Here is a 14,255-nt window from a genome sequence, read left to right as displayed (position 1 = left end):
CTAATTTACCGTAAAATGACAGGGTACAACAGCCCTGGCGGGTGTATCGTTTTGCCGCGACAATCATCCCTTGGGACCGAGGCGGGCGGCGATCTCCTCCATGACGGCGCCTGCCGCCGCCCGGACCAGCGGCGCCCAGTCGCGCAACGCCTCCTCGCCGACCCTGTAGGCCGGGCCGGTGACCGAAACGCCGCCGACGAACGTGCGCTCCCGGTCGAAGATCGCGGCCGCCACGCAACGGATGCCGGCCTCGTGCTCCTCGCGGTCGAAGGCATGGCCGGCCTTGCGGATTTCGGCGATCTCCGCCTCGAGAGCGGAGCGATCGACGATCGTGTACGGGGTGAACGGCCTGAGCTCGGTCAGATCGAGCAGGGCTTCGAGGCGGGACCGGGGCAGCGCCGCCAGCGCCGCCTTGCCGACGCCGGTGCAATAGGCCGGCGAGGCGCGGCCGATCTGCGAGGCCATGCGCACGGCCTGGCGGCTTTCGACCTTGTCGAGATAGATGATCTCGGTATCCTTCAGCATGCCGAGATGGATCGTCTCGCCGGTGGCATCGTGCAGGGCCTGCAGGTGGGGGGCGGCGAGCCGCCTGAGATCGCTGCGCTCCCAGGCCCTGGAGGCGAGCTTGAGCAGGCGCAGGCCCGGCACGTAGCAATGCTCGGCATTGACCTCCAGCAGCCCCTCTTCCACCAGATGGCAGAGCTGCCGGTGCAGCGTGCCGCGGGGCTGGCCGGTCCGGCCGAGGATATCGGTGAAACGCAATGGCCGGTCGGCGAGCGCGACGAGCTCGACGAGCGCGATCGCCTTGCCGAGCGTGCCGGTGCCGGGCGATACTGTCTCCGATGTGGGTATTCCGGTCATTGCCCGGCCTTTGCTTGACAAGTTCCCTCTGCCGGTCATAATTCCATATATTCAAAACAAGTTCCAGATAGTGGAACGAATTTTCCCGATCGCCCCTCGAAACCAGGCAGGAGAGTGTCATGTCCGTGAGCGTCGCGTCCTATCCCGACCTTCGCGACCGCGGCGTCTTCATCACCGGCGGCGGCTCCGGCATCGGCGCGGCGCTGGTCGAGGCCTTCGTCCACCAGGGATCGCGCGTCGCCTTCGTCGATATCGCCGAGGACGACAGCCATGCGCTCGTCGCCCGCCTTTCGGAGGGCGTGACGCACCGGCCGGTGTTCCTGAAGGCGGATATCCGCGACATCGAGGACCTGCGTGCGGCGATCGCGCTCGCCACCGCGAGGATCGGCCCGGTGCGCGTGCTGGTGAACAACGCCGCCCGCGACGACCGGCACGCGCTCGAAGCACTTTCGCCGGAGGGCTGGGACGAGAGCCAGGCGGTCAACCTGCGCCATCAGTTCTTCGCCGCCCAGGCGGTGGCGCAGTCGATGCGGGAGGCCGGCGGCGGCTCGATCATCAATTTCTCCTCGATCGCCTTCATGCTCAACATGGGCGACGTGCCCGCCTATGCCACCGCCAAGGCCGGCGTCGTCGGCCTGACCAAGTCGCTCGCCGGCAGGCTGGGGCCGGACAATATCCGCGTCAACGCGATCCTGCCCGGCATGGTGGTGACCGAGCGCCAGTTGCGCCTGTGGCTCAACGAGGAAGCCGTCGCCGCCATGCAGGACAAGCAATGCCTGAAGCGGTCGCTGACGCCGGCGGATATGGTGGGGCCCTGCCTCTTCCTTGCCTCGGACGCGTCTCGCGGCATGACCGCACAATCCATGATCATCGACGGGGGAGTTTTCTGATGACCAAGCCGGCCTATGTCGCCGTCGACTGGGGGACCTCCAGCTTCCGGCTGTGGCTGATCGGCAGCGACGGCAGCACCCTTGCCGAGCGCCGCAGCGGCGAGGGCATGACCACGGCTGCAAAAACAGGCTTTGCCAACGTGCTCGAAGCCCACCGCCAGGCCGTCTCCGCCCCCGAGACCCTGCCCGTCATCGTCTGCGGCATGGCCGGCGCCCGGCAGGGCTGGGTCGAGGCCGGCTATCTCGACGTGCCCGCGGCCTTGTCGGCGATCCCGGCCGCGGCCGTGCGCGTTCCGGGCGTAGCGCCCGACATCCGCATCCTGCCGGGCCTCGCGCAGCGCGATCCCGCCCGCCCGGACGTCATCCGCGGCGAGGAGACGCAACTGCTCGGCGCGCTCGACGCGCTTCCGGAGGGCAACGGCCTCGTCTGCATGCCGGGCACGCACAGCAAGTGGGTGCATATCCGCGACAGCGCCGTCACCCGCTTTTCCACCTTCATGACCGGCGAACTGTTCGATGCGATCGGCAAGCACACGATCCTCAGCCATTCGATCCACGACGCCGGTCCGTTCGACGGCGGGAGCGCGGCGTTCAGGCAGGCGGTGACGGAGTGCATCCGCAACCCCGGTGCGGCCACCAACCTGCTCTTCACCACCCGCTCCGGCGCTCTCCTGCACGGGCTCTCGGCGGTCGACGCCAAGGCGCGCCTTTCCGGCCTCCTGATCGGGCTCGAGATCGCAGGTGCGCTCGACGGCGCCGAGCCGGGTGCCGCCGTCACGCTCGTCGCCTCCGGTGCGCTCGGCGCGCTCTACGAAAGCGCGCTCGAAGCGGCCGGCGTCGCCCCCACGATCGTCGACGCTGACGCAGCCGTGCGTTCCGGCCTCGCGGTCGCGGCGCGCGCGCTGTGGGACCTCTGATATCCGCTTTGCCCGAATGGAAGGCCATCCGATGAACCGCATTCCCTTTCCCACAATGAAATATCCGCTGATCGCCATCCTGCGGGGCCTGAAGCCCGCGGAGACGGAGGGCGTCGTCGGCGCCCTGATCGAGCACGGCTTCACCGCGATCGAGATCCCGCTGAACTCGCCCGATCCGTTCCGCTCGATCGAGATCGCCGTCAAGATGGCCCCGGAAGGCTGCCTCATCGGCGCCGGTACCGTCCTGACCACCGATCAGGTGGAGCAGCTCGACAGCGTCGGCGGCCGGCTGATGGTCAGCCCGAACGTCGAGCCCGAGGTGATTTCGCTCGCCGCCGCCAAGGGCATGGTGACGATGCCCGGCGTCTTCACGCCGACCGAAGCGCTGGCCGCCGCGCGCGCCGGCGCCACGGGGCTGAAGTTCTTCCCGGCCAGCGTCCTCGGCCCGTCCGGCATCCAGGCGATCCGGGCGATCCTGCCAAGCGAGCTCGAGATCGCCGCCGTCGGCGGCGTCTCGGAGGCGAATTTCGGCGACTATGCCAGGATCGGCGTGAAGAGCTTCGGCCTCGGCTCCAGCCTCTACAAGCCAGGCATGGGCGCAGCCGAGGTGGCGGAGCGGGCGCGCGCCACGGTCGAGGCCTATGACCGCGTCTACGGAGCGGGACGATGACTGGGGCGACAACCGGGCCCCTGCCTTTCGCCGGCAGCATCCTCTGCCACTTCAACAGCGAACTCGGCGAGGGCCCGAGCTACGATCCGGCGACCGATACCGCCTGGTGGTTCGACATCAAGGGCCGCAAGCTGCATGAACTGCACCTCGGATCGCTGACCAAACGGGTGCACGAACTGCCCTTCATGGGTAGCGTCCTGGCCGTCATCGACCCCGCCCGGCAGCTCATCGCCTCCGACGAAGGCCTGTTCGTCCGCCACATAGACGGCGGCGGGCTGGAGCGGCTGGCAACGATCGAGGACAAGCCGGAATGCCGCTCCAACGACGGCCGGGTCCACCAGAGCGGCACGCTCTGGATCGGCACCATGGGCCGGTCGGCGGAAAAAGGCGCAGGCTCTATCTACCATGTCGCCGGCACGACGGTGACGAAGCTCTATGCCAACGTCAGCATTCCGAACGGCATCTGCTTCTCGCCGGATGGGGCCACGGCCTATTTCACCGATTCCGCGGCCAACCATTTCATGCGCGTCGCCGTCGATCCCGCCACCGGCCTTCCCGTCGGCTCGCCGGAGATCCTCAGCGACGAGAGCGGTTCACCCGGCGATATCGACGGGGCGGTGTGCGACGCCGACGGGCTGATTTGGAACGCCCGCTGGGGTGCGGGGACGATCGACGTCTACCAGCCGGACGGCACCAAGCTCCGCCGCCATGCCGTTCCGGTCACCCAGCCGAGCTGCCCGGCCTTCATCGGCGCCAGGGCCGACCGGCTGCTCGTCACCTCCGCCTGGCAGGGCATGGACGAGGCCGGCCGGGCGTCGGATGTCCATGCCGGCCGCACGCTCGAGCTGGGCGTCGCGGTGCGCGGCCGCTTCGAGCCTGCCTTCCGGCTCTAGCGCCAATCCCTGCCGATTCTGATGACGGCTGCAGCTTCGGATTGTCGTCCGGAGCTGTTTTTCCTTGAGAAATTCCCCTGCCCTGCCGTCGAATTTTCTGCGGAACCATTCCAGCTTGCGTGAGTTTTCCAAGCATCAGCCCGGTGCGGACGGACAACCACGACGGTTCCGCCGCTCCAAGACCGAAAGCAAAGAAAGGCAGGTTCGACATGACCAACAAGCTTCTGACTTCCGTTGCCGCTGGTGCCATTTTCCTCGGTGCAGCCATCGCTCCCGCGGCTTTTGCGCAGGACACCACCCAGCCGCAGACCGCCCCGACCATGGAGGCTCCGGCAACCGCCCCTGACGCTGCCCCGGCCACCGGCGCCGATGCCGGCCAGGCCCAGCCGATGGACGACATGAATAACGCCCAGACGGAAGCCCCGGCGGCTGCCGACCCGGCAACCGATACGGCAGCGTCCACGACGGACACGTACCTGACCGAACAGGCCGAGACCCAGATCAGCGCCAACACCTATATCGGTCAGTCGGTCTATAACTCCGCCGACGAAAGCATCGGCTCGATCAGCGACCTGATCCTCGAGAAGGACGGCGGCATCACCGCTGCGGTGATCGGCGTCGGCGGCTTCCTCGGCATCGGCGAAAAGGCCGTGGCGGTACCGTTCAACAACATCACCGTCATCCAGGCCCCGGACGGCGGCGAGGTCAAGCTGACCACGACGGAGACGTCCGAGAGCCTGCAGGCAGCACCGGAATTCAAGACGCTGTCGCAGAAGGTCGCCGAACGCGAGCAGGTCGACACCTCGACCACCTCGTCCACCGATCCCGCTCCGGCAACGGCACCCGCTGAATAATCAGCGGATCGGAGCTTCGAGGCCCGGCGACGCGAAAGCGCCGCCGGGCTTTTTCTCATCCTGCCTCTGGGACGCAGCCCCATAATCGCGTAGCCACATGCGGATTGCGACAGGATGCATGAAAGAGGAGATTCCATGGACAGGCTTCGTTACCGCAGGGCAACCGCAGCGGACGTGGGGACGATCGTCGAAATGCTGGCCGATGACGTGCTCGGTTCGTCCCGGGAAAGTGTGTCGCCATCAGGGATCGAGCGCTACCACGAGGCCTTCGCCGAGATCGATGCAGACCGGAACCAGTTCCTTTGCGTGGTCGAGGACGGGCAGCAGATTGTCGGAACCCTGCAATTGACCTTCATCCCGGGGCTCGCTCGCAATGGCGCCAAACGCGGACAGATCGAGGCGGTGCGGATCGCGAGCGATCGTCGGGGCGAGAACATTGGTCAGGCGATGTTTGCCTGGGCGATCGATGAATGCCGGGCGCGGGGGTGCTCGCTGGTTCAGCTCACGACGGACAAGGCCCGGCCGGATGCCCATCGCTTCTATGAACGTCTGGGTTTCGAACCAACCCATATCGGGTACAAGTTGAAGGTCTGAAGAAGGGCAACAGAAGGGCAACGCCCGCACTTCAGGCCTTTGCGCGAGACGCGTCAGAACAGCACGCCGTAGCGCAGGGCGTCGTAGATGCCGGCATGGATGTTGCGGCTGTGAACGGCGTCGCCGATGCGGATCAGGTCGAAGGCGCCCTCGGGGTTGCGGGTCTCGATCGGGTTTTTCTGCCGGATCAGCGCCTTGTAGTCGACGGCGCCGAGATTGCGCGACTGCGGCTTCAGCTCGAAATAGAGGTCGGCCATCGCCATGGTGCCGTGCTCGACCACCACCTGCGCTACCCGCCGCTCTACACGTGCGGTCGCGGAAAAGTCCGAACCCAGCGTCGCCACCAGCCCGTTGCCGTCGCGGCGCACCGCCTTCAGCCGCGTGTTGATCGTCACACGCACGTTTTTCTCGGCGAAGGCCCTGGCATAGGGCACGTGGTTCATGCCGCCGATCTCGGGGGCGAAGAAGCGTTCCGGCGAGACCACCTCCAGCTCGACCCCGGCATTGGCGATCAGTTCGGCGGCCGTCATGCCGGAATGGGTGCCGGCGTCGTCGTAGAGCAGCACCGGGCCCTCCGGCCGGATCGCACCGGCGATGATGTCCCAGCTGGAAACGACGAGATCCTCGCCCGCCTCCAGTTCCGGGTTCTGCCCGATGCCGCCGGTGGCGATGACGACCAGATCGGGCGCGCGTTCCAGGACGTCGTCCTCGCCGGCGAAGACGTTGTAGTGGATCGGAACGCCGAGGCGTTCCAGCTCCGACAGCCGCCAGTCGACGATGCCGATCAGTTCCTTTCGGCGCGGATTGCGGGCGGCAAGCAGGATCTGGCCGCCGGCCGAGCCGGTCGCCTCCAGCACCTCCACCTGATGGCCGCGCTCGGCGAGCACCCGCGCGGCTTCCAGTCCCGCCGGACCGCCGCCGACGACGACGGCCTTGCGCAGCCGCCCCGTCGTCTTCGAAATCACATGCGGCACGATCGCCTCGCGGCCGGTCGCCGCATTGTGGATACAGAGCGCGCCGCCGCCCTCGTAGATGCGGTCGAGACAGTAGGTGGCGCCGACGCAGGGGCGGATCTGCGCCTCCCTGCCCTCCTCGATCTTCTTCACGATATGCGGATCGGCGATGTGGGCGCGGGTCATGCCCACCATGTCGAGCTTGCCCTCGGCGATCGCGTGGCGGGCGGTGGCGACGTCGGCGATGCGGGCGGCGTGGAAGACCGGGAACTTCGTCGCAGCCCGCACCTCGCCGGCGAAATCCAGATGCGGCGATGCCGCCATGCCCATGATCGGGATGACGTCGTTCAGGTGCGCGTCGTGGTCGAGATGGCCGCGGATGATGTTGAGGAAGTCGATCTTGCCGGAGGCCACGAGCCTCCTTGCGATCTCGATGCCGTCCTCCTTCGTAAGCCCGATGTCCCAGGCCTCGTCTGCGACCATGCGGGTGCCGACGATGAAATCGGGCCCGACCGCCTTGCGCACGGCATCGACGACCATGTTCGAAAAGCGCGTGCGGTTTTCCAGCGAGCCGCCGTACTCATCCTCGCGCCGGTTGGTGGCCGGCGACCAGAAACCGTCGATCAGGTGGCCGTAGGCCTCGATCTCGATGCCGTCGAGGCCGGCGGCCTGCATGCGCTGGGCGGCCGCGGCATAGTCGCCGACGACCCGCTCGATGTCCCAGTCCTCGATCTCCTTCGGGAAGGCGCGGTGCGCCGGCTCGCGGATCGGCGAGGCGGACAGCACCGGCAGCCAGTCGCCCTTGTTCCAGCTGGTGCGCCGGCCGAGATGGGTGAGCTGGATCATCACGGCGGCGCCGTGCTCGTGACAGTCGTCGGCGATCTTCTTCAGCCAGGGGACGATCTCGTCGGCATAGGCATAGAGATTGCCGAAGGCCGGCGGCGAATCCTCCGACACCAGCGCCGAGCCCGCCGTCATCGTCAGCGCGATCCCGCCCTTGGCCTTCTCCACGTGGTAGAGCCGGTAACGGTCCTTGGGCATTCCGTCTTCCGAATAGGCCGGCTCATGCGAGGTCGACATGATGCGGTTCTTCAGCGTCAGGTGTTTCAGCTGGTAGGGCTGGAGCAGCGGGTCTTTCGAATGCGTCATTTCCGGAATGTCCTTGGGCAGGCGTGTCAGTACCAGGCGTCGGCCATGGCCGCCTTCCTGCGGCTCACATAGTCGCAGAGTGCTTCGTCGACTGCGATGTCCAGCGGCGGCGCTTCGTATTCGGCCAGCGTCTTTTTCCATGCGGCGTTGGCGCGGGTGGCGATATCGGTGGACCCGCCCTCCTCGCTCCACTTCTCGAAGGGTTCATTGTCGGAGAGCGCCGAATCCCAGAAGGCCGTCTGGTAGTTGCGCATGGTGTGGTCGCAGCCGAGGAAATGGCTGCCGGGTCCGACCTGCAGGAAAGCGTCCATGGCGAGCGTGTTGTCGTCGATGGTGACGCCGGCCAGATAGGAATGCAATGCGCCGCAGAGGTCGGCATCCATCACGAACTTCTCGTAGGACATGGCGAGCAGGCCATCGAGGAAGCCCGCCGAATGCAGGATGAAGTTGGCACCGCAATGGACGGCCGACAGCATCGACATCAGCCCTTCCTGCATCGCCTGCCCGTCCGGCAGCTTGGAATTGGAGAAGTTGCCGGCGCAGCGCAGCGGCAGGTTCAGGCGGCGGGCGAGCTGGCCGACCACCATGGAGCCGATCGCCGGCTCCGGCGTGCCGAAGGTGGGCGAGCCGGACCGGAGCGACATGGAGGAGAGGAAGTTGCCGAAAATGACAGGCGCGCCCTTGCGCTCCAGCTGCGTCAGCGCGCAGCCGGCCAGCGTCTCGGCGAAGGATTGGGCGATCGCGCCGGCATTCGTCACCGGCCCCATGGCGCCGCCGAGGATGAAGGGGACGATGACGGCCGCCTGGTTGGCGCGGGCATAGGCGCGCAGCGACCTGGTCATGGTGCCGTCCCAGACGAGCGGCGAATTGACGTTGACGTTGCCGAGGATGACGCAGTTCCGGTCGACGAAATCCTCGCCGAACAGGATGCGCGCCATGTCGATGGAATCCTCCGCCCGGTCCTCGGCGGTGATCGAGCCCATGAAGGCGCGGTCGGAATATTTGATATGGCTGTAGACCATGTCGAGATGGCGCTTGTTGACAGGCACGTCGACCGGCTCGCAGATGGTGCCGCCGGAATGGTGCAGCCAGGGGCTCGACTGGGCGAGCTTGATGAAGTTGCGGAAATCCTCGATCGTGCCGTAGCGCCGGCCCTTGTCGAGGTCCATCACGAAGGGCGAGCCGTAGGCCGGCGAGAAGACGACGTTGCTGCCGCCGATCCGCACGCTTCTTTGCGGATTGCGCGCATGTTGGGTGAACTCCGCGGGCGCGGTGGAGACGATCTCCCGCAGCATCCCCGGCTCGAAGCGCACCAGTACGCCGTCCACCGTCGCGCCCGCCCGCTTCCAGTGCTCGACTGCGGCCGGATCGTCGCGGAACTCGATGCCGACCTCGGCCAGGATGCGGTCCGCCGTCCGCTCGATCTTCTCGAGGTTCTCTTCGGAGAGAATGTCGTAGGTGGGGATGTTGCGGACGATATAGGGCACGCCGACGGCCTTTGCCGCCCTCTCGCCGCGCTGCGGCCGCCCGCTCCTCGTCCGACGCGTCGCATTTTCCACCACAGCCGTCGCCACCATCTCGTCCTCCATAATCTCAGGCGAGGCTATTGCGGATGAATACGCCTGTAACGCTGGAAAAAACTTGGGACTGGTATAAACCACACTTATGGAAACACTGCGCCGCCTGCTGCCGTCCGCCGCAAGCCTGATCGTCTTCGAGGCGGCCGGGCGATACCTGAACTTCACCCATGCGGCGAAGGAACTCGGCATGACCCAGGCCGCGGTCTCCTATGCGATCCGGGGGCTCGAGGACCAGCTGGGCGTGCTCCTGTTCCACCGCGCCCATCGCGCCGTAGCGCTGACGGATGCGGGCGAGCGGTTCCATACCGAGGTTTCGGTGGGGCTGGCGCGCATCCAGAAGTCGGCCGAGGACATCCGGGCGAAGGGGCGCGAGGTGAACGTGACGCTCGCGGCCTCCACCGCCTTCGCCTCGATGTGGATGCTGCCCCGGCTTGCCAGGCTGCGGGAGGACCTGCCGGAGATCGACCTGCGCATCCAGACGAGCGTGCGCGACCTCGACCTGGAGGAGGAGCCGATCCCGCTCGGCATCCGCGGCGGCGATCCGGCGGCCTGGCCCCGCTATCACGCAGCCCTGCTCGCGCCCGAGGTCATCAATGCGGTCGCAAGCCCCGCCTTCATCGAGGCGCACGGCATGCCGCAGGCGCCCGAGGACCTGCTGCGGCTGCCGCTGATCCATCTGGAGGAGCCGGTCCGGCAGGCCTGCGACTGGCCGGAATGGTTTGCGAGCGCCGGATTGCGCTTTCCCGCGCGGTCGCGGCGGCTGACGATCAACGACTATGTGCTGGTGATCCAGGCCGTGCTGGCCGGCGAGGGCATCGCGCTCGGCTGGCAGCACCTGATCTCGCGGCAGGTGAAGTCGGGGGCGCTGGTGCCGATCGGCACGCATGTGCTGGAGACGGGGCTGGCCTTCTACGTGGTGTGGCCGCGCTCGCGCGAACTGAACAGCCAGGCGCAGCGCGTCCGCGACTGGCTACTGGACGAGGGGAAGAAGGACCTTCCCCTTGTCGGATCCTCGACCGCCGTCAGCGGCGGATGACCGGTTTGACTTCCTCGTGGAAGAAACGGAAGTAGGAGGAGATCTGCGCCAGGGCATTGGTGTTGAGCTTGTACTCGATCCCGACGCGGCCGTTGTTGTACCAGCGCACCGTGCCCGACAGGCGCCCCAGTTCCTCGCTCTCCATGCTGATGAGCTGTCCCGGCACGATCCGGATCGGCTTCTCGATATCCAGCGCCATGCCGGACGGCGACAGGTCCACGACACGTGCCAGGCTCTCCTGGTGCATGACCTTCACCTTGACGAAAATACGGACCTTCGAGCGATCGGAGGCCCTTACCGGCATATCCTTTATGTTCTGCAGCATCCCAAAATCCCTTTGTTTTTCTAGGACGGGGCTACTTTAGGGGGCACGCATTTATTCCGTGCTAATCCGGATGGTTAACGGGCGCTCTACGCGCCGGAAATCGCTCAGGCCAGCAACGCCTTCGGCTCCAGCCCGATGTACCGCTCGGCGAGGAAGCGCTGTGTCGTCACCGCGTCTGCGGGCTTGCCGTAGAAATAGCCCTGCCCCATGCCGCAGCCGAGCGCCTTGAGCTTCAGCGCCTCGGAAAAGTCCTCGATGCCCTCGGCGACCACCTCGAGATCGAGCCCTTCGCACATGGCGACGATGGCCTTGATGATGTGCTCGGAGACGCGGTCGTCGGAAATGCGCGAGACGAAAGCGCGGTCGATCTTGACCTTGTCGAAGGTGAAGTCGCGAAGGCGGCCGAGGCTCGACTGGCCGGTGCCGAAATCGTCGAGCGAGATCCGCACGCCGGCCGCGCGAAGCTCGGCGACGATCTTCTGGGCGGTGGCGGCATCCGTCATGACAGCCGTCTCGGTGATCTCCAGCTCCAGCCGGCGCGGGTCGAGGCCGGCGCGGTTGAGGATCGCAAGCGTCGTCAGGCTCGTCTTCGGATCCATCAGCTGGGCGGAGGAGAGGTTGAACGACAGGAACAGTTCCTTCGGCCAGGAGAGCGCGGCTTCGGCGGCCTTGCGCAGAAGCGTGTCCGAGAGCGCGTCGATGAAGCCGCGTTCCTCGGCGAGCGGCACGAAGACGGCCGGCGAGACATAACCGAGATCGGCGTCGCACCAGCGCGCGAGCGCCTCGAAGCCGACGACGAGATCGTCCTTCAGGCGGACGATCGGCTGGAAGTGCACGTCGACCTCGTTGGCCATGATCGCGTTGCGCAGCGCCTGCTCCAGGTGCGTCGCGCGCTTCATCTCCTGGGCGATCTCCTGCGAATAGACGGTGATCTGCCCGCGCCCGCGCCGCTTCGACCGATAGAGCGCGGTGTCGGCGCTCTTGATCAGCTCGGTGAACTCCTCGCCGGCGAAAGGATAGATCGAAAAGCCGAAGGAGGCCGACAGCCGCACGTTGCGGTCGCCGAGGTCGAAGGGCGCCGAAAGCACCTCGCGCAGCATCTGGCCGATCTTCTCCGCGCCCTTGCGCTCGAAGACCAGCGGAAAGAGGAAGGCGAATTCGTCGCCGCCGTGGCGCGTCACCGTCGCGCCGTCGGGGATGCAGGCCTTGAGGCGATAGGCGACCTGGCAGAGGATCTCGTCGCCGGCTTCCGGCCCGAAGAGATCGTTGATCGGCTTGAAGCCGTCGAGATTGGCGATGGCGACGGTGAAGGGCGCGGGGTCTTCGGCGCGCTCGGCGGCCAGCTGGCGGACCTTGTCGCGCAGGCGATAGGTATTGCCGAGCCCCGTCAGCGGATCCGTGTAGGCCATGGCGTGCAGGTCGCTCTGCGAAACGTCCGCCACCGAATACCGACCCGATTTCATTTACGCAATTCCCGATGCCATGTTCGGGGTGAAGGATGAAGCATGGGGATTAACAAAGGCATAGCATTCGTGCTCATGATCTGGGGACGGCGATCCCGAGATCTCGCGGTTGACGGCAAGAAGCGCGATCAGGCCGCGCTCCGCCCCGCGGCCTCTGCCACGAACTTGCTGTAGATGCGCTCGATCATGTCCGGGCTGACCGGCTTGGTGATGTAGTCGTCCATGCCGGCGTCGAGGCAATTCTGCATGTCGACGTTCAGCGCCTGGGCGGTGACCGCGACAATAGGCGTATGGACGCCCAGCACCTTCTCCGCCTCGCGGATCTCGATCGTCGCATCGATGCCGTTCTTCAGCGGCATGGCGATGTCCATCAGCACCAGCCGCGGCATATACTTGCGCCAGAGCGCGACCGCCTCCTCGCCATTCTCGGCGATCCTGTGCGAGATGCCGAGGCCTTCCAGGATCTGCGAGAAGACGAACTGGTTGACCTGGTTGTCCTCGGCGACGAGCACCTCGATGTCGCCGCGCATGGCCGGGGCGAGCGCATCGGCTTCTGTCGCGATGTGCCAGTCGTCGAAGAGCGACGCGGCCATGACCGGATCCGAAGGTGTCTCGTCCACCTCCACCATGACCGCGTGCGGCTCCACCAGCGCGCGAAAGACATCCGCACCGATGCCGTCGGGCATGATCGTGCGGACCGGCAGGCCCGCCTGCGAGACGGCCTCGTATCCGTCCATCGCCGCGTCGAGCAGCACCATGTCGATCGGAACGCCGCAGTCGCCGGCGACATCCACGAAGGCGCGGAACTCCGCTTCCGAGCGCACGGCGCAGCAATCGGCGCCGCGTGCCTGAAGCTCGCCGACGACCAGGCTCTCGATCCGGGCATTGTCCGTGACCACGAGGATCCGCCGGCCCGCGAGATCGGTTGCCTCGTCGGAGCGGCATTGCTCCAAAAGCAGCCGCTTCTCCACCGCCCGGACCGGATCGAAGCAGTTCTGCCCGCTCTCGAAGCGGATGCCCGCTCGCAGAGCGAGCCGGCCTGTAGCGGCATCCGGCTCGACGATGTCGGTGAGATCCTCCATGAGGGTGACGAGCACCGGCCGATCCGGCGGGCCGGCCCTGTGCTTGCGGGTGATGGCGTAGAGGCGGCTGCCGTCGGCCTTGACGATCTCTTCGGCCAGCCGGAACGGCACGCCGCTCGCAAGCACCTGCCGGTCGCTCTCCTCGATCCGCGCCGCCTGTTCGGGATCGACGAGATCCCAGCTCGTGCGCCCCAGCATCGCCCCGCCTTCCAGTCCGTGGACGGCGCGAAAGGCCCTGTTGAGGGCGACATGGGCGAGATTGCGGTCCTTGACGGCCAGGGGGTGTGGCAGCGTATCGAGGATCTGCTCGGTCAGCGCTGCCCGTTCCATGTCGGCCCGCCACTTGTCCTCCTGCTTCCGCTGCTCGGTGACGTCGGAAAGGGTGGAGATGTTGTAGCCGTTCGGCAGCCGGCGCTTGCGGAAGCGGATCCAGCGATCCTTGCCGATCCGTTCGACGCTATCGTGCTGCTCGCGCCAGTGGGCGGAGATGCGCGTGGAGATCCAGTCTTCGCGGCTCACCCTGTGCCGCTGGTCGGCATCGACGCCGTAGCGCAGCCCGGCATCGAAGATCGCGCCAAGGACGTCGCGCAGGCGCGTGCCGGCGACCAGGGCCTGCGGGTCGAGCGGCAGGAACTGCCGGGCCTGCCGGCTGACGAAGACGAGGCAATCGTTGCCGTCATAGACGAACACGCACGCGCCAAGGATATCGCAGGCCGCGTTGAAGATTTCAGACTGGATGCTTGCGTCGACGGACGCGCCATCGGTCATTTCGTGCTGGCCCCGCCGCCGCTCGCTATCTTTGAAGCATGCTGATCGGGCGGAAAAGCCCTTGGACACAGGTAGGCCAGCGGCCAGCGACGCTGAACAGGTCCGCCGGGTTTGCCGGCCAGCTTGTGCTCATACAAGCGAGAAGCAGACGTTGGCAGTATTTTATTAAAGCTGAATTAAGCCCGGCGGAAACGACGGGAGAACCGCTGCAACGGCGCTT

Annotated in this window: 13 protein-coding genes; 7 read left to right on the top strand and 6 right to left on the bottom strand. The window is 66.5% G+C overall.

Annotated features, from left to right (window positions below; genetic code table 11):
- Positions 1 to 63 precede the first annotated feature (63 nt).
- Complete coding sequence (locus OCK02_RS04310; RefSeq protein WP_263812191.1) at positions 64 to 861, bottom strand: IclR family transcriptional regulator; 798 nt, start codon at positions 859 to 861, stop codon at positions 64 to 66.
- Between the two features lie 119 nt (positions 862 to 980).
- Here OCK02_RS04310 and OCK02_RS04305 point away from each other — a divergent pair, with 119 nt between their 5' ends.
- From OCK02_RS04305 to OCK02_RS04280, 6 genes are all read left to right on the top strand, one after another.
- The gene (locus OCK02_RS04305; RefSeq protein ID WP_263812190.1) at positions 981 to 1,751 is read left to right on the top strand and encodes an SDR family NAD(P)-dependent oxidoreductase; all 771 of its coding nucleotides are present in this window, start codon (positions 981 to 983) and stop codon (positions 1,749 to 1,751) included.
- The gene (locus OCK02_RS04300; protein ID WP_263812189.1) at positions 1,751 to 2,668 is read left to right on the top strand and encodes a 2-dehydro-3-deoxygalactonokinase; all 918 of its coding nucleotides are present in this window, start codon (positions 1,751 to 1,753) and stop codon (positions 2,666 to 2,668) included. Before OCK02_RS04305 ends, OCK02_RS04300 begins: the two co-directional genes overlap by 1 nt.
- 31 nt (positions 2,669 to 2,699) lie before the next feature.
- Complete coding sequence (locus tag OCK02_RS04295) at positions 2,700 to 3,338, top strand: 2-dehydro-3-deoxy-6-phosphogalactonate aldolase (protein ID WP_263812188.1); 639 nt, start codon at positions 2,700 to 2,702, stop codon at positions 3,336 to 3,338.
- Positions 3,335 to 4,231, top strand: a complete 897-nt coding sequence (locus tag OCK02_RS04290) for an SMP-30/gluconolactonase/LRE family protein (RefSeq protein WP_263812187.1) — start codon at positions 3,335 to 3,337, stop codon at positions 4,229 to 4,231. The genes OCK02_RS04295 and OCK02_RS04290 overlap by 4 nt, the downstream gene beginning before the upstream one ends.
- A 209-nt stretch (positions 4,232 to 4,440) precedes the next feature.
- Positions 4,441 to 5,085: a PRC-barrel domain-containing protein gene (locus OCK02_RS04285; protein ID WP_263812186.1), complete on the top strand. Its 645-nt coding sequence runs from the start codon at positions 4,441 to 4,443 to the stop codon at positions 5,083 to 5,085.
- 135 nt (positions 5,086 to 5,220) lie between these two features.
- Positions 5,221 to 5,679 carry a GNAT family N-acetyltransferase gene (locus OCK02_RS04280; protein ID WP_263812185.1) on the top strand — a complete coding sequence of 153 codons (459 nt, stop codon included), beginning with the start codon at positions 5,221 to 5,223 and terminating at the stop codon, positions 5,677 to 5,679.
- A 53-nt stretch (positions 5,680 to 5,732) separates the two neighbouring features.
- On the opposite strand, the gene OCK02_RS04275 is transcribed toward OCK02_RS04280, so the two are convergent.
- Together OCK02_RS04275 and OCK02_RS04270 are read right to left on the bottom strand one after the other, a co-directional pair.
- Entirely contained in the window at positions 5,733 to 7,781 is a 2,049-nt protein-coding gene (locus OCK02_RS04275; RefSeq protein ID WP_263812184.1) for an NADH:flavin oxidoreductase, read from the bottom strand.
- A 26-nt stretch (positions 7,782 to 7,807) separates the two neighbouring features.
- Positions 7,808 to 9,358 (bottom strand): trimethylamine methyltransferase family protein, encoded by a 1,551-nt coding sequence (locus OCK02_RS04270; protein WP_263812183.1) that lies wholly within the window; start codon positions 9,356 to 9,358, stop codon positions 7,808 to 7,810.
- A gap of 88 nt (positions 9,359 to 9,446) precedes the next feature.
- Between OCK02_RS04270 and OCK02_RS04265 the strand changes: the two genes are divergently transcribed.
- Positions 9,447 to 10,397: a LysR substrate-binding domain-containing protein gene (locus OCK02_RS04265; RefSeq protein WP_263812182.1), complete on the top strand. Its 951-nt coding sequence runs from the start codon at positions 9,447 to 9,449 to the stop codon at positions 10,395 to 10,397.
- On the opposite strand, the gene OCK02_RS04260 is transcribed toward OCK02_RS04265, so the two are convergent.
- The 3 genes from OCK02_RS04260 to OCK02_RS04250 all read right to left on the bottom strand — a co-directional run bounded on the left by OCK02_RS04260 (position 10,384) and on the right by OCK02_RS04250 (position 14,035).
- Positions 10,384 to 10,722, bottom strand: a complete 339-nt coding sequence (locus OCK02_RS04260; RefSeq protein ID WP_230802861.1) for a PilZ domain-containing protein — start codon at positions 10,720 to 10,722, stop codon at positions 10,384 to 10,386. The two genes, OCK02_RS04265 and OCK02_RS04260, sit on opposite strands and share 14 nt — an antisense overlap.
- A 104-nt stretch (positions 10,723 to 10,826) precedes the next feature.
- The gene (locus OCK02_RS04255; RefSeq protein WP_230802860.1) at positions 10,827 to 12,185 is read right to left on the bottom strand and encodes a putative bifunctional diguanylate cyclase/phosphodiesterase; all 1,359 of its coding nucleotides are present in this window, start codon (positions 12,183 to 12,185) and stop codon (positions 10,827 to 10,829) included.
- A 128-nt stretch (positions 12,186 to 12,313) separates the two neighbouring features.
- On the bottom strand, positions 12,314 to 14,035 hold the full coding sequence (locus tag OCK02_RS04250) for a response regulator (RefSeq protein ID WP_263812181.1): 1,722 nt from the start codon (positions 14,033 to 14,035) through the stop codon (positions 12,314 to 12,316).
- Between the last annotated feature and the right edge of the window lie 220 nt (positions 14,036 to 14,255).

Origin of the sequence: Rhizobium sp. TRM96647 (assembly GCF_025780115.1) — a bacterium.
Lineage (GTDB): Bacteria > Pseudomonadota > Alphaproteobacteria > Rhizobiales > Rhizobiaceae > Mycoplana.
The sequence above is the reverse complement of the archived record's forward strand: the minus strand, read 5'-3'. Positions and strand labels throughout refer to the sequence as shown.

What these genes read in the sequence shown, in the direction of transcription:
- OCK02_RS04310 (WP_263812191.1), bottom strand. Translation starts at nt 861, where the DNA reads ATGACCGGAATACCCACATCGGAGACAGTATCGCCCGGCACCGGCACG.
- OCK02_RS04305 (WP_263812190.1), top strand. Translation starts at nt 981, where the DNA reads ATGTCCGTGAGCGTCGCGTCCTATCCCGACCTTCGCGACCGCGGCGTC.
- OCK02_RS04300 (WP_263812189.1), top strand. Translation starts at nt 1,751, where the DNA reads ATGACCAAGCCGGCCTATGTCGCCGTCGACTGGGGGACCTCCAGCTTC.
- OCK02_RS04295 (WP_263812188.1), top strand. Translation starts at nt 2,700, where the DNA reads ATGAACCGCATTCCCTTTCCCACAATGAAATATCCGCTGATCGCCATC.
- OCK02_RS04290 (WP_263812187.1), top strand. Translation starts at nt 3,335, where the DNA reads ATGACTGGGGCGACAACCGGGCCCCTGCCTTTCGCCGGCAGCATCCTC.
- OCK02_RS04285 (WP_263812186.1), top strand. Translation starts at nt 4,441, where the DNA reads ATGACCAACAAGCTTCTGACTTCCGTTGCCGCTGGTGCCATTTTCCTC.
- OCK02_RS04280 (WP_263812185.1), top strand. Translation starts at nt 5,221, where the DNA reads ATGGACAGGCTTCGTTACCGCAGGGCAACCGCAGCGGACGTGGGGACG.
- OCK02_RS04275 (WP_263812184.1), bottom strand. Translation starts at nt 7,781, where the DNA reads ATGACGCATTCGAAAGACCCGCTGCTCCAGCCCTACCAGCTGAAACAC.
- OCK02_RS04270 (WP_263812183.1), bottom strand. Translation starts at nt 9,358, where the DNA reads ATGGTGGCGACGGCTGTGGTGGAAAATGCGACGCGTCGGACGAGGAGC.
- OCK02_RS04265 (WP_263812182.1), top strand. Translation starts at nt 9,447, where the DNA reads ATGGAAACACTGCGCCGCCTGCTGCCGTCCGCCGCAAGCCTGATCGTC.
- OCK02_RS04260 (WP_230802861.1), bottom strand. Translation starts at nt 10,722, where the DNA reads ATGCTGCAGAACATAAAGGATATGCCGGTAAGGGCCTCCGATCGCTCG.
- OCK02_RS04255 (WP_230802860.1), bottom strand. Translation starts at nt 12,185, where the DNA reads ATGAAATCGGGTCGGTATTCGGTGGCGGACGTTTCGCAGAGCGACCTG.
- OCK02_RS04250 (WP_263812181.1), bottom strand. Translation starts at nt 14,035, where the DNA reads ATGACCGATGGCGCGTCCGTCGACGCAAGCATCCAGTCTGAAATCTTC.